The sequence below is a fragment of the Aeromonas sp. R10-2 genome, from assembly GCF_040908445.1.
Lineage (GTDB): Bacteria > Pseudomonadota > Gammaproteobacteria > Enterobacterales > Aeromonadaceae > Aeromonas > Aeromonas veronii.
On record NZ_JBFODS010000068.1, the window covers coordinates 23,239 to 44,645 of the forward strand.

The 21,407-nt window shown below is 59.5% G+C and carries 19 protein-coding genes; 13 read left to right on the forward strand and 6 right to left on the reverse strand.

Annotated elements, in window-relative coordinates:
• Positions 1 to 4: 4 nt before the first annotated feature.
• The 8 genes from purF (at position 5) to AB5Y97_RS14450 (ending at position 7,639) form a co-directional block, all read left to right on the forward strand.
• Positions 5 to 1,525, forward strand: a complete 1,521-nt coding sequence (purF, locus tag AB5Y97_RS14415; protein WP_005351229.1) for an amidophosphoribosyltransferase — start codon at positions 5 to 7, stop codon at positions 1,523 to 1,525.
• A gap of 205 nt (positions 1,526 to 1,730) precedes the next feature.
• The gene (gene miaE, locus AB5Y97_RS14420) at positions 1,731 to 2,489 is read left to right on the forward strand and encodes a tRNA-(ms[2]io[6]A)-hydroxylase (RefSeq protein ID WP_005346385.1); all 759 of its coding nucleotides are present in this window, start codon (positions 1,731 to 1,733) and stop codon (positions 2,487 to 2,489) included.
• Positions 2,490 to 2,792: 303 nt separating this feature from the next.
• On the forward strand, positions 2,793 to 3,437 hold the full coding sequence (gene adk / locus AB5Y97_RS14425; RefSeq protein ID WP_245130593.1) for an adenylate kinase: 645 nt from the start codon (positions 2,793 to 2,795) through the stop codon (positions 3,435 to 3,437).
• 96 nt (positions 3,438 to 3,533) lie between these two features.
• Positions 3,534 to 4,508, forward strand: a complete 975-nt coding sequence (hemH, locus tag AB5Y97_RS14430) for a ferrochelatase (RefSeq protein WP_245130591.1) — start codon at positions 3,534 to 3,536, stop codon at positions 4,506 to 4,508.
• A gap of 34 nt (positions 4,509 to 4,542) precedes the next feature.
• Positions 4,543 to 4,935, forward strand: coding sequence for an MAPEG family protein (locus AB5Y97_RS14435; protein ID WP_139463897.1), 393 nt, complete (start codon positions 4,543 to 4,545; stop codon positions 4,933 to 4,935).
• Between the two features lie 186 nt (positions 4,936 to 5,121).
• Complete coding sequence (locus AB5Y97_RS14440; protein ID WP_005337079.1) at positions 5,122 to 6,426, forward strand: inosine/guanosine kinase; 1,305 nt, start codon at positions 5,122 to 5,124, stop codon at positions 6,424 to 6,426.
• A gap of 180 nt (positions 6,427 to 6,606) precedes the next feature.
• Positions 6,607 to 6,969, forward strand: a complete 363-nt coding sequence (locus tag AB5Y97_RS14445) for a DUF2750 domain-containing protein (RefSeq protein ID WP_005337077.1) — start codon at positions 6,607 to 6,609, stop codon at positions 6,967 to 6,969.
• 175 nt (positions 6,970 to 7,144) lie between these two features.
• The gene (locus AB5Y97_RS14450) at positions 7,145 to 7,639 is read left to right on the forward strand and encodes a hypothetical protein (protein ID WP_042055706.1); all 495 of its coding nucleotides are present in this window, start codon (positions 7,145 to 7,147) and stop codon (positions 7,637 to 7,639) included.
• Here AB5Y97_RS14450 and AB5Y97_RS14455 read toward each other — a convergent pair.
• The gene (locus AB5Y97_RS14455; RefSeq protein WP_042055710.1) at positions 7,602 to 9,242 is read right to left on the reverse strand and encodes an EAL domain-containing protein; all 1,641 of its coding nucleotides are present in this window, start codon (positions 9,240 to 9,242) and stop codon (positions 7,602 to 7,604) included. The two genes, AB5Y97_RS14450 and AB5Y97_RS14455, sit on opposite strands and share 38 nt — an antisense overlap.
• A 189-nt stretch (positions 9,243 to 9,431) precedes the next feature.
• On the opposite strand from AB5Y97_RS14455, the gene glgC reads away from it, so the two are divergent.
• Positions 9,432 to 10,706: a glucose-1-phosphate adenylyltransferase gene (gene glgC, locus AB5Y97_RS14460; protein WP_005337070.1), complete on the forward strand. Its 1,275-nt coding sequence runs from the start codon at positions 9,432 to 9,434 to the stop codon at positions 10,704 to 10,706.
• Positions 10,707 to 10,790: 84 nt separating this feature from the next.
• Here glgC and AB5Y97_RS14465 read toward each other — a convergent pair whose 3' ends face one another.
• Both AB5Y97_RS14465 and AB5Y97_RS14470 read right to left on the reverse strand, forming a co-directional pair.
• Positions 10,791 to 12,788 (reverse strand): hypothetical protein, encoded by a 1,998-nt coding sequence (locus AB5Y97_RS14465; protein WP_368158248.1) that lies wholly within the window; start codon positions 12,786 to 12,788, stop codon positions 10,791 to 10,793.
• 195 nt (positions 12,789 to 12,983) lie between these two features.
• Positions 12,984 to 13,535, reverse strand: coding sequence for a lipoprotein (locus tag AB5Y97_RS14470; RefSeq protein WP_368158250.1), 552 nt, complete (start codon positions 13,533 to 13,535; stop codon positions 12,984 to 12,986).
• 220 nt (positions 13,536 to 13,755) lie between these two features.
• On the opposite strand from AB5Y97_RS14470, the gene AB5Y97_RS14475 reads away from it, so the two are divergent.
• A complete protein-coding gene (locus AB5Y97_RS14475) occupies positions 13,756 to 14,526 on the forward strand; it encodes a hypothetical protein (RefSeq protein ID WP_201946919.1) in 771 nt (256 codons plus the stop codon).
• 12 nt (positions 14,527 to 14,538) lie between these two features.
• On the opposite strand, the gene AB5Y97_RS14480 is transcribed toward AB5Y97_RS14475, so the two are convergent.
• From AB5Y97_RS14480 to AB5Y97_RS14490, 3 genes are all read right to left on the reverse strand, one after another.
• Positions 14,539 to 15,000, reverse strand: coding sequence for a DUF2919 domain-containing protein (locus AB5Y97_RS14480; RefSeq protein WP_042023947.1), 462 nt, complete (start codon positions 14,998 to 15,000; stop codon positions 14,539 to 14,541).
• Positions 15,001 to 15,148: 148 nt separating this feature from the next.
• The gene (corA, locus tag AB5Y97_RS14485) at positions 15,149 to 16,096 is read right to left on the reverse strand and encodes a magnesium/cobalt transporter CorA (protein ID WP_005337059.1); all 948 of its coding nucleotides are present in this window, start codon (positions 16,094 to 16,096) and stop codon (positions 15,149 to 15,151) included.
• A gap of 293 nt (positions 16,097 to 16,389) precedes the next feature.
• Positions 16,390 to 18,033 (reverse strand): electron transfer flavoprotein-ubiquinone oxidoreductase, encoded by a 1,644-nt coding sequence (locus tag AB5Y97_RS14490; protein WP_368158253.1) that lies wholly within the window; start codon positions 18,031 to 18,033, stop codon positions 16,390 to 16,392.
• A 169-nt stretch (positions 18,034 to 18,202) separates the two neighbouring features.
• Between AB5Y97_RS14490 and AB5Y97_RS14495 the strand changes: the two genes are divergently transcribed.
• The 3 genes from AB5Y97_RS14495 (at position 18,203) to serC (ending at position 21,192) form a co-directional block, all read left to right on the forward strand.
• A complete protein-coding gene (locus AB5Y97_RS14495) occupies positions 18,203 to 18,955 on the forward strand; it encodes an electron transfer flavoprotein subunit beta/FixA family protein (RefSeq protein WP_274160506.1) in 753 nt (250 codons plus the stop codon).
• Positions 18,952 to 19,878, forward strand: a complete 927-nt coding sequence (locus AB5Y97_RS14500; protein ID WP_274160505.1) for an electron transfer flavoprotein subunit alpha/FixB family protein — start codon at positions 18,952 to 18,954, stop codon at positions 19,876 to 19,878. Before AB5Y97_RS14495 ends, AB5Y97_RS14500 begins: the two co-directional genes overlap by 4 nt.
• A gap of 225 nt (positions 19,879 to 20,103) precedes the next feature.
• Positions 20,104 to 21,192 (forward strand): 3-phosphoserine/phosphohydroxythreonine transaminase, encoded by a 1,089-nt coding sequence (gene serC / locus AB5Y97_RS14505; protein WP_368158256.1) that lies wholly within the window; start codon positions 20,104 to 20,106, stop codon positions 21,190 to 21,192.
• Positions 21,193 to 21,407: the final 215 nt, after the last annotated feature.

Below are 21,407 nucleotides of genomic sequence, written 5' to 3' on the forward strand. Positions count from 1 at the left end.
AGACATGTGTGGTATTGTCGGTATAGTTGGCACCACCCCCGTCAATCAGGCCCTCTACGACGCCTTGACGGTGTTGCAGCACAGGGGACAGGATGCCGCCGGGATCGTGACCATTGATAGTGGAAACTTCCGGCAACGCAAGGCCAATGGCCTGGTGAAGGACGTGTTTGAAGTGCGCCACATGCAGCGTTTGCAAGGGAACATCGGCATAGGTCATGTCAGATATCCCACCGCAGGCAGCTCAAGTGCCGCAGAAGCCCAACCTTTTTATGTGAACTCTCCCTACGGCATGGTGCTGGCCCATAACGGCAACCTCACCAACGCCAAGGAGCTCAAGGAGCAGCAGTTCAAGGTCGCCCGTCGTCACATCAACACCACCTCCGATTCGGAAGTGTTGCTGAACGTGCTGGCCCACGAACTGGATCGCTGTGACAAGATGGCCCTGCGCCCCGAAGATATCTTCGCCGCGGTGCGCAGAACCCATCAGCAGATCCGCGGTGCTTATGCGGTGGTCTCGCTGGTGATTGGCCATGGTCTCATCGGTTTTCGCGATCCCAACGGCATTCGCCCACTGATCCTCGGTCGTCGTCAGGACGAGCAGGGCCAGGTGGAGTACATGCTCGCCTCCGAGAGCGTGGCACTCGACGCCATCGGTTTCGAGACGGTGCGGGATATTGCGCCGGGTGAAGCCATCTACATCACCGAGCAGGGTCAACTCTTCTCCGAGCAGTGTGCGGAAAACCCGCAGATGAGCTCCTGCATCTTCGAATATGTCTACTTCGCTCGTCCCGATTCGTGCATCGACAAGGTCTCGGTCTACGCCGCCCGCCTCAACATGGGTCGCAAGCTGGGTCAGAAGATTGCCCGCGAGTGGGAAGATCTCGATGTCGATGTGGTTATCCCCATCCCCGAGACCTCCTGTGACGTGGCGCTGGAGATCGCTCATACCCTCGACCTGCCATACCGTCAGGGCTTCGTGAAGAACCGCTATATCGGCCGTACCTTCATCATGCCGGGCCAGACCCAGCGCAAGAAGTCGGTGCGCCGCAAACTCAACGCCATTAGCTCCGAATTCAAGGGCAAGAAGGTGTTGCTGGTGGACGATTCCATCGTGCGTGGTACCACGTCCGAGCAGATCATCCAGATGGCCCGTGAAGCGGGGGCAGCCAAGGTCTACTTCGCCTCGGCGGCGCCGGAAATTCGCTTCCCCAACGTCTATGGCATCGATATGCCCACCGCCAACGAGCTGATCGCCCACGGCCGTGAAGTGGAAGAGGTGTGCAAGCTGATTGGCGCTGACGGTCTGATTTTCCAGGATCTGGAAGATCTGGAAGCCGCCGTGCGGGAGATCAACCCGGATCTGCGTCACTTCGAGACCTCGGTGTTCAATGGCCACTACGTCACCTCCGACGTGGACCAGTCCTATCTGGATCACCTCAATGCCCTGCGCAACGATGACACCAAAGCGGTGCGTGAGTGGCAGGAAGGCACCAGCAATCTGGAAATTTTTAACGAAGGAAGTTAAACGTTTGCGGTTTTGCCGGATGGGATAGCGAGATGGGGGCCTGTTGCCCCCATTGTCGTTTTTGCCTCACACAGGCAGAAGGGGGAGGAGATATCTGTTTGAAAAACATCCGCTTATCTTGCCAGATATGGGCATGGCCAGCAGGATCCGCTAGCATAGGCGGCAACATATATGACCGATACGCTTTTAAGAGACGAGAGTTCAGATGGATGATCTGCTAGCCCCAGTGCGCCAGTTTTTGCAGTGCGAGACCCCGGATGAGTGGGTGGAGATGGCGCGAGATCCGGCCCGTTTGCCGACCCTGCTCATCGATCACGCCAACTGCGAGACCAAGGCCGCACTCACTGCCCACAGTCTGGTGCGCCGCTACTGCCTGCCCAAGGGCAAGCGCCATCTGCTGCCCAAGCTGGAGTTCTATCGCGAGCTGGATGCCATTCCGGAGAAGGCCGAGATCCTGGGCAAACGCAGCATGGGGGAGTCTGATCGCACCGTCTTTGCCGAGCTGGAGCGCAATCCACTGCTGTTTCCCATGGTGCGACTCATTCAGGAGGAGCTGCACCACTTCGAGCAGGTGCTGGAGATCATGCAGGCCCGCGGCATCGAATACGGGCCGGTGACGGCCTCCCGCTATGCCCGTCAGTTGATGCAGCATGTGCGCACCCATGAACCGGCCACCATCGTCGATAAGATGATCATCGGTGCCTATATCGAGGCCCGCTCCTGCGAGCGGTTTGCCAAGCTGGCGCCCCATCTGGACGAAGAGCTGAGCCGCTTCTATGTCTCTTTGCTGCGCTCCGAAGCGCGTCACTATCAGGATTACCTGAGCCTGGCCGAACAGTACGCAGGGGAGGATATCAGCGAGCGGGTGGCCTTCTTTGGCAAGCTGGAAGCCGAGCTAATCTGCTCGCCGGATCCCCAGTTCCGGTTTCATAGCGGCCTGCCTGTCACATCTGACAGTTGTTGACGCACAGGGGGCAAACTACTATTGCCCTGTTCCTACTACGAGCGACAAGTAGTTACTTTTGAGCGCAATTCCCGGCCCTGAGCCGGGATCTTTTTTTCTGTCGTACCTCCTTCCTGCTTTTGGCGCTCTATGCTGAATCCCTGGCTATTTTTGCGTCTTCCCCTTGCGATGAAATCCTGTTCGAACAGCCGGTTATTGTGGTGATAAAGTGCTCATTCAGGTGGCTCACCCTTGTAGAAACGGGCGAAACCGTGTACTTTTTTGCCTTCGCAAGATTTGAATAACCAATCAATAGGAGCGTGTATGCGCATTGTTCTGTTGGGGGCTCCGGGCGCCGGCAAAGGTACCCAGGCTCAGTTCATCATGGAAAAACACGGTATTCCCCAGATCTCCACCGGCGACATGCTGCGTGCGGCGATCAAAGCGGGCACCGAGCTCGGTCTGAAAGCCAAAGCTGTGATGGACGCAGGTCAGCTGGTCTCTGACGACATCATCATCGGTCTGGTCAAAGAGCGCATCGCTCAGCCGGACTGCGCCAAAGGCTTCCTGTTGGACGGTTTCCCGCGCACCATTCCCCAGGCGCAAGCCATGAAGGACGCCGGTGTCGTGGTTGATTTCGTGCTGGAGTTCGATGTGCCGGACGAAGAGATCGTCAAGCGCATGAGCGGCCGTCGCGTTCACTCCGGCTCCGGCCGTACCTACCACGTGGTGTTCAACCCGCCGAAAGTGGAAGGCAAGGATGACGTGACCGGTGAAGATCTGGTGGTCCGCGCCGACGACGAAGAGACCACAGTACGCAAGCGTCTGGATGTATATCATCAGCAGACCGCGCCGCTGATCGGTTTCTACGGCAAAGAGGCGGAAGCGGGCCACACCCGTTACGTCAAGATCGACGGCACCCAGCCGGTTGATCTGGTCAGCAAGCAGCTTGCCACCATTCTGGGCTGATCTTTGCTGCCGGCACTGTTTCCCGTGCCATCAGATAAATAGAGAAGGGCCCTGTCGGGCCCTTTTTGCATAATGACAGATAGACAGGAAGCCAACGTGACCACGAAAACCGGAATATTGCTGGTCAATCTGGGTACCCCAGCCGCACCGACCACCGCTGCCGTCAAAGCGTTCCTCAGCCAGTTCCTGCACGATCCCCGTGTGGTTGACCTGCCCCGCTACCTCTGGTGCCCGCTGCTCCACTTCATCATCTTACCGACGCGCTCGCCCAAAGTGGCCAAGCTCTATCAGCAGGTGTGGACCGAGCAGGGCTCGCCGCTGATGGTGATAAGCAAGCAGCAGCGCGCCGCACTGGAGCAGGAGCTCAAGCGGGAGGGGGTTGAGGTGCCGGTAGAGCTGGCGATGACCTATGGTTCCCCGTCAGTGAATGATGGCTGGCAGGCGCTCAAGGCCAAAGGGGTCAACCGGGTGATCCTGTTGCCGCTCTATCCGCAATATTCGGTCAGTACCACCGCCTCGGTCTTCGATGCCTGGAGCAAGGCAATGAAGAAAGAGCGCAATCTGCCGGTGGTACGGCTCATTCGTGATTATCACGCCCACCCCGAATACATTCAGGCGCTGGCCATGAGCGTGCGCCGTCACTGGGAGCTGCACGGTCAGGGTGATCACCTGCTGATGTCGTTCCACGGTATTCCCGAGCGCTACGAGAACGAAGGGGACCCCTATGGTCACCAGTGTCGCCACACCGCCACTCTGCTGGCCGAGGCGCTCGGGCTGGATGCCGGGCAGTGGACGGCAAGCTTCCAGTCCCGCTTTGGCAAGGAGGAGTGGCTCAAGCCCTACACCGACGTGACCATCGCCGGTATGCCTGCAGCGGGCATCAAGCGGCTTGATGTAATTTGTCCTGCCTTTGCGGCCGACTGCCTCGAAACCCTCGAGGAAATTCAGGTACAGAATCGGGAGGTCTTCATGGAGGCCGGTGGCGAGCGGTTTGAATATATTCCGGCCCTCAACAGTGATCAGGCCCACATCAGGATGATGGTCTCGCTCATTTGCCGCGAATTGGCATGAGTGACCGGCAGTCAGTCAAACAAGGAGTCGAGTCATGATACATATCACGCTGATATACGCAGGCCTGCTGGGGCTGCTGTTTCTGGGGCTCTCCTTCTGGGTGGTCAAACGCCGCGCCCAGTTCGGGGTGATGATAGGGCAGGGGGAGGCCCCCGAGCTGCTGGCGGCGATCCGGGCCCACGGCAATTTTGCCGAGTATGTGCCGCTGACCCTGCTGCTGATGGCGCTGTGCGAGCTCTCCGGTGCCGGTGCGCTCTGGCTGCATGCCGGTGGCGCTATGCTGCTGGTCGGCCGCATCCTGCATGCCATCGGCATCCAGATCCCCAAAGCCCCCAATGTGCCCCGTTTTCTGGGTACCTTGCTGTTCTGGCTCGCCCTCGGCCTCTTTTCGGTACTGGCCCTTTTGCAGGGCATGGCGGCCGCCTGAAAACAGACGCCTTTTTATGCTAGGGAACCACCTCGGACGGGGTGGTTTTTTTATGGTGAAAAGGCAAACGTTTTTCCTTGCAAGCCTTGTCTATACTGACTCCATTATTTAAACAGGGCGACTTTTCGGGGCGGCGGATTGTGTTAAAATCCCGCCCCTCTTTCCCCCAGAGCACAGAACATTGCCATGAAATTTCCCGGTCAGCGCAAGTCCAAACACTACTTCCCTGTCGACAGACGCGATCCCCTGGTTCCGCAAAATCCCCTGTTAACCGAGCTGGGCAAAGCCTACGTGGTCGGGATTGATCAGACCCTGGTTGATATTGAAGCCCATGTGGATGAAGACTTTCTGACCCGTTATGGTCTGAGCAAGGGGCACTCCGTCGTTATCAATGACGACGTGGCCGAACGGATTTATGACGAGCTCAAGGCCAACAACATGGTGGTGAGCGAGTTTGCCGGTGGCACCATTGGCAATACGGTACACAACTACTCGGTACTGGCCGATTCCCACTCCATCCTGCTGGGTGTGATGAGTCAGGATATTCGAATCGGCTGCTACGCCTACCGTTATCTGTGCAACACCTCTTCCCGCGTCAATCTGGACTATCTGCAGCCGGTGGATGGCCCCATCGGCCGTTGCTTCACCTTCATTACCGAGTGCGGCGAGCGCAGCTTCGGCATCAACGCCGGCAAGATGAACCAGCTGGATGTGCAGCACATTCCGGAGGATGTGATCAAAGGGGCATCTGCACTGGTGATCACCGCCTATCTGGTGCGTGGTGACGATGGTGATCCGATGAAAGAGGCGGCCATGACCGCAGTGCGTTATGCCCGCGAGGCCGGTATTCCCGTGGTGTTGACCTTGGGCACCCGTTTCGTCATCGACGAAAACCCCCAGTGGTGGCGCGACTTCATTGCCGAAAACGTGACTGTGCTGGCGATGAACGAAGACGAAGGTGAGGCCCTGACCGGCATCGCAGATCCGCTCGGTGCGGCCGACAAGGCGCTCGACTGGGCCGACATGGTGCTCTGTACTGCAGGCCCCATCGGCCTCTACATGGCGAGCTACACCGATGAGGACTACAAGCGCGAGACCACTCATACCCTGTTGCCGGGCGTCATCCCCGAGTTCAACATGTATGAGTTCAGCCGCCCGATGGCCCGCGCCAAGTGCCGTAAACCGGCCCGTATCTACTCCCACATCTCCCCGTACATGGGTGGCCCGGAGAAGATCAAGAACACCAACGGGGCAGGGGATGGCGCCCTTTCCGCCGTGCTGCACGACATGGTGGCCAACTCCTATCACCGGATGAATGTGCCCAACTCCGCCAAGCACATCTCCGAGTTCCTGACCTACTCCTCACTGGCCCAGGTGTGCAAATACGCCAACCGCGTCAGCTACGAGGTGTTGGCCCAGAGCAGCCCCCGTCTCTCCCGCGGTTTGCCTGAGAAAGAGGACAGCCTGGAAGAGGTTTACTGGGAGCGTTGATCTCCTGAATCTGCAAGACGCCTCCATCGGGAGGCGTTTTTGCAGGCAAATATGGGTTATCCCGGCTTTTTTCCCGGAATAACCCCAATATGCTTGAGTCCATGTCACTTTTACGACACCATTTGGCCATCGTATTGTCGCCCGACAATGCCGCAGCACCCGAAAGAAAGAGAGAATCCCATGAGCATGCTTAACGACAACCTTGACGCCAATTTCCAACTGTTTATCGAACAAGTCCGCGAGTCGGGTCAGGTGTGGGGTCTGCGCTATGGGGAAGACTGGGTCGTCTGCCGCTCCGCCGAATTTGAAGATGCCGACGTGATGCCGCTCTGGTCTGCCGAAGAGGACGCCCGTCTACATTGCGTCGACGAGTGGGCCGATTACGAGCCGGAAGTGATCGATCTGGAAGAGTTTCTCGATATCTGGATCAACGATCTGGATGAAGACGATGTGCTGGTCGGCCCGAACTGGAACGCCGATCTGGAAGGCCAGGAGCTCGAACCCATCGAGCTGGCCAAGGCACTGGTTGAACTGGACGCCTGAAAGCGCCTCCATTGATGGCCTGAACACACAGGGCATCGGGACAAAGACCGGCACCCGTGAGGGTGCCGGTCTTTTTTATGGTCGAATGGCCCGATTGATGAGTTAAAAGCCGATTTGCCTTTGCACCTGTCAGGGGGATGGTCCATCATCAACCTTTTGCCAAGGGAGGAGCGCCATGTTTGTATTCGACGTAACGGGAGCTGCGGGTGAGAAGGCCAGCATTCGGGTGCAGGCGCTGGATTGGGCGCAAGCCGGACCTGTGACCTTCCAGTGCGATGACGATCAGCTGGCGGTCGTGCTCCTGAGCGGTTGTCGTTGCGATGCGGTGGGCTTTTTCAATCTGTTGGCGGGGTGCAAACCGCTCTATATCGAGCAGTGGCTCAGTTACCTGCAAGAGAGCGGCCGCATTGGCAAGTGGAGCCACCAGACCGAGAGTCCCGCCGATGGGGACTATCTGGCCAGAGCCGGTCTGGAGCACGATGAGCTCAATACCCTGCTTGGCCAGGTCTATCAGGTGGCGGGGTTCAACCGGTTGCAGATCAACCGTTACCTCAAAAACCGCCACAACCCCACTACACTGGCGACCCGTTACGATCAGAAGGAGCTGGAGCGCTATCGCCAGCTCAATGACATCATTCTGACCCTGTTGAAGCTGAAGCATCCTCAGTAAAGAGCCCCAGCTGGCTGATATCCGGTCGCAGCGGTTGCGGCCGGGCGATCAGATAGCCCTGCAAGCCATCGACGTACATCCCCTGCAGCAGCTGTTTCTGACCAAGCTGTTCCACCCCCTCTGCAATCACCTGGCATCCCATCCGATGTGATACATCGACGATCATCCGCACGAACTGCTGGTTGGTCTGATCCTGTTCCAGCCCGGTGATCAGGGCAGGGTCCAGCTTGATGTAGTCGGGCTTGAGCTCGCGAAACAGGGTAAAGGAGCCGATCCCCTTGCCGAAATTGGCGATGGCCGAGCGACTGCCGTTGCGACGCAGCAGTTCAAACACCCGCTTGGCGCCTGTCAGGTTGCGTTCCAGATGCTCTTCATCCAGTTCGAACACTAGATTGGCGCTGGTATTGGGATCTTTGAGCAGCTGGCGGTCAAGCCAGATCAGGAAGGCGCTGTTTTGCAGCAGGTTGGGGGAGAGGTTGATCCCCCAGCGACTCTGATTGGCACCAAAGGCCCGGTACTGACGCATGATGTGGGTAATGACCAGCTGCTCCAGCCGCATCACCATATCGAGCCGCTGGGCCATGGCAAACAGGGTGTCGGTGGGCAGGGCTGTGCCGTCATTGCCGCTGAAGCGGGTGTAGATCTCGTTGTAGGCCAGCATGCTGCGATGCAGGGGCTGGATCGGCTGGTAGGTAAAGCTGAGCCGCTCCTGCGCCAGCACTTCTGTCAGCACATCGCGCCAGTGGTGTTGCCCCTGCAGATCGGAGGCGCTGTCATCCTGCTGGATGGCCCAGCCGTTGATGGTTTCGGTCTGGGCGCGAGCCAGCGCCAGATCCGCTCTGGCCAGCACGGCTTCAATTTTCTGGCCGCTGCTGAGCTTGGTCAGCCCCGAGTAACCGGTGCTCTCCAGCTCGTGCTGATCCTGATAGTGATCGAAGGCCACCTTCAAATCCTGCCCCAGCAGATGGGGAGGAATATTGGCCACCGGTTGCACCAGTACGGCGAAATCGGCCCCCGAAATGCGGTAGACCTGATTGCCCGGGAAGCGGCTTACCACCCGCTTGATAAGGGCCGCCATGTCCTTGATGTAGGCATCACCAGACTGGAAGCCGCGCTGGGCGTTGATTTTGCCAAGCTCGGTGGCACGGATCAGCACCAGGGTCGCGGTCTGGGTGTCCTGATCCCGCTGCAGCAACTCGGTCATGTCGCGGCGAAACGCGTGGCGGTTGAGTAGCTGGGTCAGCTCGTCGGTGGTGGCCAGGTTGCTGAGTTCGGTCAGCTGGCGATGAGCGCTTTGCTCGGCGCTTTCGAACTGCTCCAGCAGCTGTTGCAGCACCTCCTGGGAGGCGGGCTCATCGAGTTGTGAGGGATCCCGCCCCCTGATCGCCTTGACCCAGGTGAGCTCCTGATGCTGGAGCATGCCATCCATGGTGCGGATGGCCAGCATCAACAGCAGGATCATGCCAAGCAGTGTGGTGGCCAGAATAATGGCCAAAGTAAGCGGTGTGCTCTGCAGGGCTAACCAAACTGCTTGCAGGAGCAGCAGGGGTATGGTCACTATGGTGGCGATCAGAAAGAGGGTACGTCCGAGCTTGTGAACCATCTTGTCATCCTTGAAGTGGCTGCTTTGTGGGGGAATTTTAACCAAGCTGGCGGAGCAAAGCATGCTATTCCTCGCAACTCGGTGAAAAGGGTCAATTGAGATCGGTTAAATGTGAGTGAAACCACTTTCACAGGTGCCGAAACAGGCGAAGATGAGTTGAAAATAGATCAAACAAGGCAGAGGTAAATCATGTTGTTAGAGCCCGAAAATAGTGCCAAAGCACGACAATTATTGAACCAGAGTATGGCACTGGTGCTGGCGGGTGGACGTGGTAGTCGCCTGAAGCAGTTGACTGACAACCGCGCCAAGCCTGCCGTCCATTTCGGTGGCAAATTCCGGATCATTGATTTTGTGCTCTCCAACTGTATCAACTCGGGGATCCGCCGCGTTGGTGTAGTCACCCAATACAAATCTCACAGCCTGCTGCGTCACCTGCAATCGGGCTGGTCCTTCCTGCGTTACCAGATGAACGAATTCATCGACCTGCTCCCTGCCCAGCAACGGGTGGACGAGGTGCACTGGTATCGCGGCACCGCCGATGCCATCTACCAGAACGTCGATATCATCCGTGACTACGGCCCCAAATACCTGGTGGTGCTGGCGGGGGATCACATCTACAAGATGGATTACGCCGCCATGTTGCTCGACCATGTGCGCCTCGGTGCCAAGGTGACGGTCGCTTGTATCGAGGTGCCGCGGGCTGAGGCATCGGCCTTCGGGATCATGGATATCGACGAGCAGCGCAAGATCCGCGCCTTCGTCGAAAAACCGGCCAATCCGCCCGCCATGCCGGGTTGCGAAGATCGCTCGCTGGCCTCCATGGGGATCTATATCTTCGAGGCGGAGTACCTCTACCAACTGCTGGAGGAGGATATTCACAATCAGGACTCCAAACACGACTTCGGGATGGACGTGATCCCCCGCATCGTGGAGGAGGGGATGGCATTTGCTCACCCCTTCAACATGTCCTGTGTCGGGGCGCGTGAGGGGCAAAAGCCCTACTGGCGTGATGTAGGTACGCTGGACTCCTTCTGGGAAGCGAACATGGATCTCGCCTCCGTGCTGCCCGAGCTCGATATCTACGATCAGAACTGGCCCATCTGGACCAGCCAGACCCTGACGCCACCGGCCAAGTTTGTGCAGGATCGCAATGGTCAGCATGGCATGACCATCAACTCCATGTTCTCGGGCGGTACCATCGTCAGCGGGTCGTTTGTGCTCAACTCTGTGCTCTTTACCAATGTGCGGGTGCACTCCTTCTGCACCCTGGATCAGGCCATTATTTTCCCCGGGGTCGAGATCGGCGCCGGTTGCCGTCTGCGCCGGGTGGTGGTGGACAAGGGATGTGTGCTGCCCGATGGGCTGGTGGTGGGCGAGAATGCCGATGAGGATAGCCGCCGCTTCTACCGCTCCGAGCAGGGGATTGTGCTGGTGACCAAGGAGATGCTGGACAAGCTGGTTTGAGGAAAGTCCTTGAAACTGTGTCAGACGCTGTAATGCAAAGGGAGCCAAGTTGGCTCCCTTTTTCATGCTGGTGAATGGCGAGGATTATTCGCTAACCACTGCTTTAGCGGCCATCACCATGGCGGTGCCGTGCTTGCCACCGGCGGCGGTCACTTGCGGTACGCCATCTTCGTCGGTATCGCTGCCGGCACCTTCGATGATGTTCTCGCCGGAGTCACCAATCCACTCGGCCATCTGCATGCCACCGTTGACGGTGCCACGGAACCAGCTGACGTACTGACCGGTCAGCTTGGCTAGCTCCAGCTCGGGCGCCTTCTCGGCCCCTTCGTTGCGCAGGTTCAGCATGGCAGAGCGCAGGGCGCCGGAGATGGCGGCCTGGGTCCAGGGGGTGTATTCACCCTGTTTACCCGCCAGCCAAGTGCCCGCTTTGGCATTGAAGTAGGCCTTGTCGGCAGCGATAAACAGCTCGCGGGCGGCAGTGCGGTACTTGGCATCGGAGGTGGCGAGGAACGCCGCGGTCAGACCACGGATGGCTGCGAACTGTGCATCGATGGAGTGGCCGGCATCGAGCTTGCCACCCAGGGTGATGCCGTCATGCACCAGACCATTTTTACCCTTGAGGTTGGCAAGGATGAAATCGGCCTGTTTGCGGATCAAGTCGAGCGCCTCTTGACCCTGCTTGGTTTTGAGGTTCAGCTCGCCATTGTCACCGGCGGCGTAGCCTACCGGCAGCGCATCCTGAGCGCGCTGGAAGATCTGCAGGGCGACCAGTGCGTAAGCGGCGTCAAAGGTGGTGACGTGCTTGCCCTGTTTGCCTGCCTGCCAGCTGTCGACCAGGGTGCCAGCCTTGGTATCAAAGTGCAGGGCAGCCAGGTTCTTGAAGGTGAGGTTGGAGAGATTGATCGCCAGCGAGAAGGCATCGCTGCCTGCGACCGCTTTGCCCAGGTCATTGGCCTTGTTGGCAGCCGGTGCGGCGGCAAACGGCGCGCCGTCAAACACGGCGTGGAAGGCCGGGTTCTGGTTGGTGTTGGCGCTGCGCTGATCGCTGAAGGCATAGAACTCGGAGAGCGGCCACAGCATCATCCAGGCATCGCGCAGCTGGGCGGAGCCATCCACCACCTCCAGCTTGCCGATGGCACCGGCATCATTGTTGCTGGTTTCGGTCACTTTCACCTGATGGGGGAAGTAAATCACGCCCTTGGCCGGATCGTACTGCGGGGTGATCTTGGCGCCCAGTTGCTTGCCATCGAAGCCGAGCTGGTTCTGCATGATGGCCAGCTTGTCGATGGATTGCTCGGTCAGCATCATGCCGTTGAAGCCATCGGCGGCAGAGACGCCCAGCTTGTGCTTGCCATCCTGATCCATGATGGCGGAGGCGGCTTCTACCTCTTCATCGGTTTCGGCTACGTGCATACCGCCGAGGAAGTCTTGCGACCACATCACCTCTTTGAGCAGGATGCCGCCCACCGCTGCGGGCACCAGCAGGTTGTCGCTGCCGCTCCAGCGCAGGGTGCTGTAGTCGCGGAAGTAGGCGGGTACCTGGGTCTTGACGGTTTTCTCGGTCCCTTTGGCGGTCTTGATGGTGATCTGGTCGCCATTGACCGGGGTGGCGTTGACGGCCTGGGCAAACTCCGGATTGGCGGAGGCGTAGGGCAGGGAGAGGGGATACATGCCCTGCGGCACTTCATCAGCCGGGAAGCCAACGGCATCGGCCATGGCCAACACCCGTTGCCCCAGAGAGGCCATTGTGCCGCCTCGGGCCAGGTTTTGCGGCCCGTTCACCAGATGCGGGCCCATGCCGGATTGGTAGTTGAGGGCGTACATGGCCTCTTCGGAGTATTCGTAGGATTCGATGCCGGCGGCGAAGTCGAACGGGGTCGGCTCATCGGCACGGTTGGCATCCAGCACGTCCAGATCCAGCCCCAGCGCTTCGGCCAGCGGCTCACCGGAGAGCTCGAATTCGGTATAGGCCAGCATGTTGGCGGCGGTATTGAATGTCTTGTCTTCGACTTTGACGGCAGCCTGTGCGGCGCTGCTGAGGAGTGCGCAGGCGATTGCCTGAACCAGTACGGTTTTTCTCATGTCCCTTCTCACCATTGGTTTTATTATTGACGCTTCTCATGACGAATCTAAATGAGAATGGTCTGCATTATGCTGTGTTGAGGGGAACTTGAGAAGTAAAAAACCGCCCCATTCGGCTGCACGTTAAACCGGATGTGCGCTGTCGAAGAGGACGGTTATCTGTTTATTGCGATGAAAGTGCCAGTGCGGCGGCGATCAGAGCAGCTTGAACGGGATGACCAGACGGCCAGGCTCCACCTTGAGGGCTTCGACCTTCTCCTTGATCCTCGCTTCGTTCTTGCGGCTGCTGTCGAGGCGATAGACCGGGGTCTGCGACAGGAAGAGGGAGAGCGACTGATTGAAGGTGGGCAGCAGCGGGGTGAGGGCAGCCCCAATATCGGCCGGCTCGGTCTTGACCGAGACCAGTTCAAGGTCGCGCAGATAGATGGCGCCCTGATCGGCCACATAGTCCGGGCGTGCGCTCAGGGCAAAGCGGATCTTCATCTGCTGGCTGCCAAGGGGGCTGCTCACCTGCAGGTCGCCAGCGGCGTCCAGCTCGATGCGATCTGCTTGTTTGCGGCCGATACGGCTCTGCATCTCATCCAGGCGGATCTTGCTCGACATGATGCCGGGGATCCCCAGCTGTTTTTCAAAAGAGACCTGATCTTTGAGGTACTGGTTGATTTCGGTCTCGCTGACGTTGTACTGGGTCAGGGAGCAGGCCCCCAGCAGCAGGGCGAGGGGGAGTAACAACAGCTGTTTCAACATGATGGATTCCGCTTGGGCAAATATGATGGCGCTATCTTACGCGATAACGGGCGTGGAATGAGAGCCTCATACCGTGGGAAATCACGGAGTTGCTGCATTCCCGATTGTTTTTTGGCAACCGTCGGGTTCATCATCGACGAGTGAGCGGAATAGGGCTGAGCTGTTGGCTGCGGGCGCAGGTCTACAGAGCGAGAAGAGCACAGAGAACGAGGAGAGCGTAATGGTTCGGATGGGCAAGGCTGGCCGCAGGGCGCTGCTGTGGCTTGGCTGCATGATGGGACTCTGGAGCCCATCGCTGTGGGCCGAGGTGAAGGTGATCCAGGTCTTCGAGGCGCAGGCGGCGGTGCAGACCCTCAAGGAGATCTATCCCCAGCTTGGGGTGAGTGCCATGGGTAATCAGCTGGTGCTGAGCGGGACGCCAGCCCAGCTGCAGGAGGCCGAAGCCACGCTGGCGCAGATCAACCAGCCACCGCAAAGCCTGCTTATCGAGTGGCGGGTCGATGGTGCCGCCAGCGGTCAGCAACTGGGGGGCTCAATCAGTCGCGACGAGGCCAAGCGGCAGTGGCTGGTCGATGGCAACGCCCGGCAGTACCAGCGCAGCCAGAACGACAGCTGGCAGGTGCGCGGGCTGTCGGGCCGTCCCGTGCTGCTGCAGATGGGCTCCTATCAGCCGGTCACCTTCTATCAGTGGAACGGGGGGGCCGTGGTGGGGATGATGCCGCTGGTGAACGGCCTCTATGCCACGGCTACCTTGATTGGCGATCGGGTGCAGATTGCGCTGAGCAGCGAACAGGCGAGGCTGGATCAGGGCACCATCAATCGTGGCCAGAGTGCCACCGAGGTGAGCGGGGCCCCGGGCCAGTGGCTGACGGTGGGGGAGCTCTCGACCAGCTCAGCGGATCAGGGGAGTAGCCTCGGCACCCAGCTACAGGGCGGGCGAGGCAGCCAGAGCGAGCGCCAGACCCTGCAGATCCGGGTCACTCGTCAATAGGTGTCAGCCCCGTCAGTGGGGCTGATCTGCGGCATATTCCCGCAGTTGGCGACTGCGCAGCAGATACCAGAGCGCCCAGAGGCTGGCGACCAGCACCAGTGCGGTGGGCCAGCTGAATGACCACTTCTGCAGATTGAGGCTGTGCAACTGCATCAGCAGGCCGCTGACGGCAGAGCAGAGCAGCAGCAGCGGGCTGTGGCGCCGGAGTCTGGCGCGAATGCTTTGGGTCTGCTGATAGGTGCCCCCGCAGGCGAGCAACGCCAGCATAGCGGGTACGTCGGTCAGCAGGCTGATGTAGAGGGTGATCTTGTCCGGATAAAAGAGGGTCAGGATCTCGCTGCCGCTCTCGCGGGTCACTCCTGCCATCAGAAAGAGCCAGACCGAGCGGGTCAGCAACAGGGCGATAGGCCAGAACCAGAGGGGCGGGCGCAACTGGCCGTGATCGTCATATCGGTGTTCGGGGTAGAGGGTCATGGTTGCCCGTTATCCACTTGAATTGAGTGATGGAAGGGATATGGGGCGACGAAGCGTCCTTTGCAAGGCGTTGGGCGTGGCGCAAATTAATCGGGGGGCCATGCCCCCCAATCGGTTTCTTCAGATATCGCAGCGCGCGTCGGCGGCGTTACAGCCAGCCTTTGCGCTTGAAGAAGAGGCCGGTGCCGAGCGATGACATCACCATCAGCACCAGTGACATGGGATAACCATACTCCCAGGCGAGCTCCGGCATGCGGCCGAAGTTCATGCCGTAGATACTGGCGATCAGGGTCGGCGGCAGGAAGATTACGGCGGCTACCGAGAAGATCTTGATCACCTTGTTCTGCTCCAGATTGGTCACCCCCATGGAGGCCTCCAGCTGGAAGTTGATCTTGTCGAACAGGAACTGGGTGTGGGGCAACAGGGACTCCACGTCGTGCAGCATCTCGTCGATCCACTTGTTCTGCTCAAGGCTCATGCGCTGGCGCAGGCTGCGTTTGAGGAAACGCAGGGCGCGGCGGGTATCGTGCAGAGAGAGACGGATCTGGCCGTTGGCCTCTTCCTGTGCCATCAACTCTTTCAGCATGGGGTTGATCTGATCCGGCTCGAAGATCTGATCGGCGGTGTTTTCCAACGTTTTGTAACCATCTTCGATAAGGTCGGAGAGGTACTCCACCTTGAGGTTCTGCACCTCCAGCAGGATGTCGAGGGCATCCTCCACTTCCAGCCGATCCTGGCGCATATAGTGGCGCAGCAGGCGCACCAGCCCGATGTCATCTTCGCGAATGCTGATCAGCAGGTTGTTGCGCAGGGTAAAGGAGACGTGGACACCCTTGGTGTCACGACCGATCCGCTGGGGAAACAGGGAGTGAATGTGCAGACCATCGGTATCCCAGTAAAAACGGGCGGATGCTTCGATGTCGTCGAGCTCTTCCTTGTCGGGGACCTCTTCCAGGAACAGGCCCGTCAACCATTCTCGCTCTGCCGTGTCCGGCTTGTAGGCATCCAGCCAGACCGTGTTGTCAGGTACTATGTCGTCAGGCCCGAGCGTGACTATGTCCAGCACCTTGTTGTTGAGAATGTAGGCGGTGATCATCTGTCCCCCCTTAAAAAGTCATGGGTAATCAGGGATGGTTGCACAGGTCATGCGGCCTTAGATCGCTGCAGAAGGCGATCCCGTGGATAAGCAGATCGGGCCGATGGAAAACCTGAATGCGGCGAACTATACAGGGGCGGGCCGCGCTTGTCAGGGGCTATTCATCAGGGATTCAGCTTGTTTGTTCAAAAAAACAGCAAGGTCGGATCACCTGAGCGGCTATGCGGGGTAGAACCCAGCCTTTGGCTGGAGGAGGGCTAGCTGGGGCTGCTTGTTGCCGCTGCCCCGCTCCATCACATATTCGGATAATTGGGCCCGGAGCCCCCCTGTGGCGGCGTCCAGATAATGTTTTGACTGGGGTCCTTGATATCGCAGGTTTTGCAGTGGATGCAGTTGGCGGCGTTGATCTGCAGTTTGGCCGCGCCTTCCATTTCCAGCACTTCAAATACCCCGGCCGGGCAGTAGCGTTGGGCGGGTTCAGCCCAGGTGGGCAGATTGACCTCGACCGGAATGCGCTCGTCCTGCAGCTTGAGGTGGCAAGGCTGATCCTCGTCGTGACTGGTGTTGGCCAGATACACAGACGAGAGTTTGTCAAAGCTCAGCTTGCCATCGGGTTTGGGATAATGGATGGGCTCGCAGCGGCTGGCCACGCGCAGCTGACGGTAGTCGTGAGCCTTATCGAGCAGCTTGAAGGGCGAGTTTGCGCCAAACAGCTGTTGCTCCAGCCAGTTGAAGGCACCGCCCAACCAGAGACCATAACGGTGAAGCGCCGCGCCGAAGTTGCGCGCCGCCTTGAGTTCGCGGGCCAGCCAGCTCTGTTGCAGCTCGTCGCCATACTGGGCCAGATCCCGGCCCCCTTCATCGCCACCTCGCAGCGCCATCGCGACGGTTTTTGCCGCCAGCATGCCGGACTTCATGGCGGTGTGGATCCCCTTGATGCGGGAAAAGTCGAGAGTGCCCGCATCACAACCGATCAGCAGGCCGCCCGGGAAGTGCATGCGGGGCAGGGCGTGCCAGCCCCCCTTGGTGATGGCGCGGGCGCCATAGCTGATGCGTTCACCCCCTTGCAACACGCCGGCGATAAGCGGGTGATGCTTGAGGCGCTGGAATTCGTCGAACGGGCTGAGCCAGGGATTCTGGTAGTTGAGATCGACAATCAGCCCTACTGCCACCTGATCCCCCTCCATGTGATAGAGATAGAAGCCACCGTGGCTATTGCCGCCCCCCTGCTTGCCAAGGGGCCAGCCACTACCGTGCAGCACCTGTCCCGGGTTGCCCCGACCTGCTGGCAGTTGCCACAGCTCCTTGAAGCCGATGGCATAGTGCTGAGGCTGGGCAGGGCTTGCAAGATTGAATGCGGCGATCAGCTGCTTGCCGAGATGGCCGCGGGCCCCTTCGGCAAAGAGGGTGTAGCGACCGAGCAGTGCCATGCCGGGCACATGATCTGCTTTCGGATTGCCCGCCCGATCCAGCCCCAGATCGCCGGTGATGACCCCCTTGACCCGGCCCGCGTCCATGATAAGTTCGCTGGCGGTAAACCCTGGGTAAATTTCGACTCCCAGTTTTTCCGCCTGTTGGCCAAGCCAGCGGCAGAGATTGCCGAGGCTGATGATGTGGCAACCCTCATTGTGCATCCGGGGCGGCACCGCCCAAGCGGGGAGTTGCAGGGAGCGTTGCTCGCTTTGCAGCAGATGAACCTGATCGTCGCTGACCGGCACGCCGAGCGGCGCTTGCTGCCAGCAATCCGGCAGCAGCTCTTGCAAGGCGACGGGATCAAACAGGGCGCCGGAGAGCAGATGGGCGCCAATTTCCGCTCCCTTCTCCAGCAGACAGACAGAGAGAGTGGCATCCTGCTGTTTCAGGGCGATGGCTGCACTGAGCCCCGCCGGACCGCCGCCGACGATGACGACATCAAATTCCATTGCTTCCCGTTCCATCTTGCCTCTGCGCTCTGGTTGGCCTAGGGTAATGCTGGTAGTTTACGTAAACGTAAAGCAGTTGTAAGTAAAACTGAGCAAGAAAAAGCAAAAAATCAGGGAAGAGCGTACTGCAACAAACGCAGAGGCACACTAATGAATTCAATCCAAATAGACGAGGCATGACCCCATGAAGCTGCTGGTCGCGATCAAACGGGTAGTCGACTACAACGTCAAGATCCGGGTGAAGGGAGACGGCTCCGACGTGGAGCTCGCCAATGTGAAGATGGGGATCAACCCCTTCTGTGAAATTGCGGTGGAGGAGGGGGTCAGGCTGCGGGAAACCGGGGTTGCCAGCGAGCTGGTGGTGGTGACCTTCGGCCCTGACGCTGCCGCCGAGCAACTGCGCCATGGGCTGGCGCTGGGGGCGGATCGGGCGCTGCATTATGTCACCGATGAGACGCTCGCCCCGCTGACTGTCGCCCGCGCCTTGCACAAGGTGTGTGAGCAGGAGCAGCCGGATCTGGTGCTGCTCGGCAAGCAGTCCATCGATTCAGACAACAATCAGGTGGCCCAGATGCTGGCTGCCCTCAATGATTGGCCGCTGGCGACCTGCGCGTCCGCCCTCAAGGTGGAAGCGGGAGAGCTGCTGGTGACTCGCGAAATCGACGGTGGCCTCGAGACCCTGGGCATGCCGTTGCCTGCGGTGGTAAGCGCCGATCTGCGTTTGAATGAACCGCGCTTTGCTTCGCTGCCCAACATCATGAAGGCCAAGCGCAAGCCGCTTGATAGCGCCCCCTTCTCGACACTTGCCGTTGAGGTGGCCAATCAGACCCGCTTGCTCGGGGTGATGGCGCCGCCAGCCCGCAGCGCCGGGATCAAGGTGGGCTCGGTGGACGAGCTGGTGGACAAACTCAAACACGAAGCGAAGGTGCTGCCATGAGCGTGCTGATCATTGCCGAACATCATCAGGGCCATCTGGCCGACAACGTGGCACAACTGGTGACCGCAGCCGGCTCCATCGGCGGTCAGGTCGATCTGCTGTTGCTGGGTCAGGGGCTGACCGAGGCGGGTGAACAGGCGGCAGCTCTCGGCGGTGTCGACAAGGTTCTGCTTGCCGAACATCCCCTGCTGGCCGACGGGCTGCTGGATGGGGTCGACAAGCTGCTGGCCAGCTGGTGCGAAGGTTACAGCCACTGCCTGATGGCGGCGAGTGCCATGGGCAAGGCGCTGCTGCCACAGGTGGCGGCCCGGCTCGGGGTGGAGATGCTCTCCGAGGTGACGGCTATCGAGAGCAGCGACACCTTCCTGCGCCCCATCTATGCGGGCAATGCCATTGCCAGAGTGGTGAGCTCGGCGCCCGTCAAAGTGATGACGGTGCGGGCTACCGCGTTTGCCAAGGCGGCGACGGGCGGGCAGGCCCTCATCGAACGCTTGGCTGTGCCCGAATTCTCTGGCCGTACCCGGCTGGTCGAGCGCCGCGCGGTGCGCTCCAGCAGGCCCGAACTGACCGCCGCCCGGGTGGTGGTCTCCGGTGGCCGGGCACTGGGCTCCAAGGCGCAGTTTGCTTTGATAGAAGCGCTGGCCGACAAGCTGGGCGGTGCCGTGGGGGCATCGCGAGCCGCCGTTGATGCGGGATATGTCGCCAACGATCTGCAAGTGGGGCAGACCGGCAAGGTGGTGGCGCCCGAGCTCTATATCGCGGTCGGTATTTCGGGCGCCATCCAGCATCTGGCGGGGATGAAGGAGTCGAAGGTGATCGTGGCCATCAACAAGGACAGCGATGCCCCCATCTTTCAGGTAGCGGACTACGGGCTGGTGGGGGATCTCTTCACCCTGCTGCCGGAGCTCACCGCCAAACTGTAAATTTGTCAGAAATGGCTGAGCTGTGGTCGTTTATGCGCTCTGCCCGCCATTTCTGTGCATGTTCCCTGCAAGCCCTGACCCGTTCAGGGCTTTTTCTCCTGCAAGGGGGACGCAGAGTGACGGTAAAAGGTTGAGCCAGCTCCCAAAAAGCCTTTGATCCGCTGGCTGCTCTTGTGTAAAACCTGACAAGTCATCGATTACTCTCATCCACTCACGGAAAGCGTCATGAGCAAACAGATTTACAACTTCTGCGCCGGCCCCGCCATGCTGCCGGTTGAAGTCATGGAGCGCGCCCAGCGCGAATTTTGTAATTTTCAGGGGCTGGGAGCCTCGGTCATGGAGCTTTCCCATCGCGGCAAGCCCTACATGGCGGTTGCCGAGAAGGCCGAAGCGGATCTGCGCGAACTGCTGGCGGTGCCGGACAACTACAAGGTGCTCTTCATGCACGGTGGCGGTCGCGGTCAGTTCTCCGCCGTGCCCATGAACCTGCTGGGCGGGGCCAACAAGAAAGCGGACTTCCTGCTGACTGGCGTCTGGTCCCAGAGCGCTGTGGATGAAGCCAAAAAGTATGGCGATATCCAGACCTTCCAGGGGGTTGCCAAGAACGAGCAGGGGATCTCCCACCTGCTGCCGACCCCGGCGTTTCGCGCCGATGCGGCCTATGTTCACTACTGCCCGAACGAAACCATTGACGGCATCGAGATGTTCGACATCCCGGCCACTGGCGAGGTGCCGCTGGTGGCGGATCTCTCCTCCACCATTCTCTCCCGTCCTCTCGACGTGAGCCGCTTTGGCATCATCTATGCCGGTGCCCAGAAGAATATCGGGCCGTCCGGGCTTGCCATCGCCATCGTGCGCGATGATCTGCTGGATCTGGCCCGCGCTGATGTACCGTCGATTTTCGACTACCAGCTCACTGCCAAGAACGACTCCATGTTCAACACCCCGCCCACCTACGCCTGGTATCTGGCCGGTCTGGTGTTCGAGTGGCTGAAAGAACAGGGTGGCCTCGAGGCGATGGAAGCGCGCAACAAGGAGAAGGCCGACTTCCTGTATGACTATCTCGATCAGTCGAGCTTCTATGGCAATCAGGTGGATGTCAGCTGCCGTTCGCGGATGAACATCCCGTTCCAGCTGAAAAATGCCGAGCTGGACAAGCAGTTCCTGGCCGAATCGGAAGCGGCTGGTCTGCTGGCCCTCAAAGGACACCGCATCGTCGGTGGCATGCGCGCCAGCATCTACAACGCCATGCCGCTGGAGGGAGTGAAGGCCCTGGTCAGCTTTATGGATGGCTTTGCCAAGCGCAACGGCTGAGAACAGAGCCCCTATGTGTTTGCTGGTGGCCTCTCGTGACAACCCGTGAGCCGCTTCCAGCTATTGCAGTGATTCAAGACGCCGGGGATACCCCGGCGTCTTTTTTTCAACAGAACCAGCGCGCTGGCGTTTGCCGTGCGATTTCCCCTGAAAGTGCCCTTGCCGAGCGGGACGCAGGCTGTTAACGTCCGGACAGGCGTTTATTTTTGAGATAG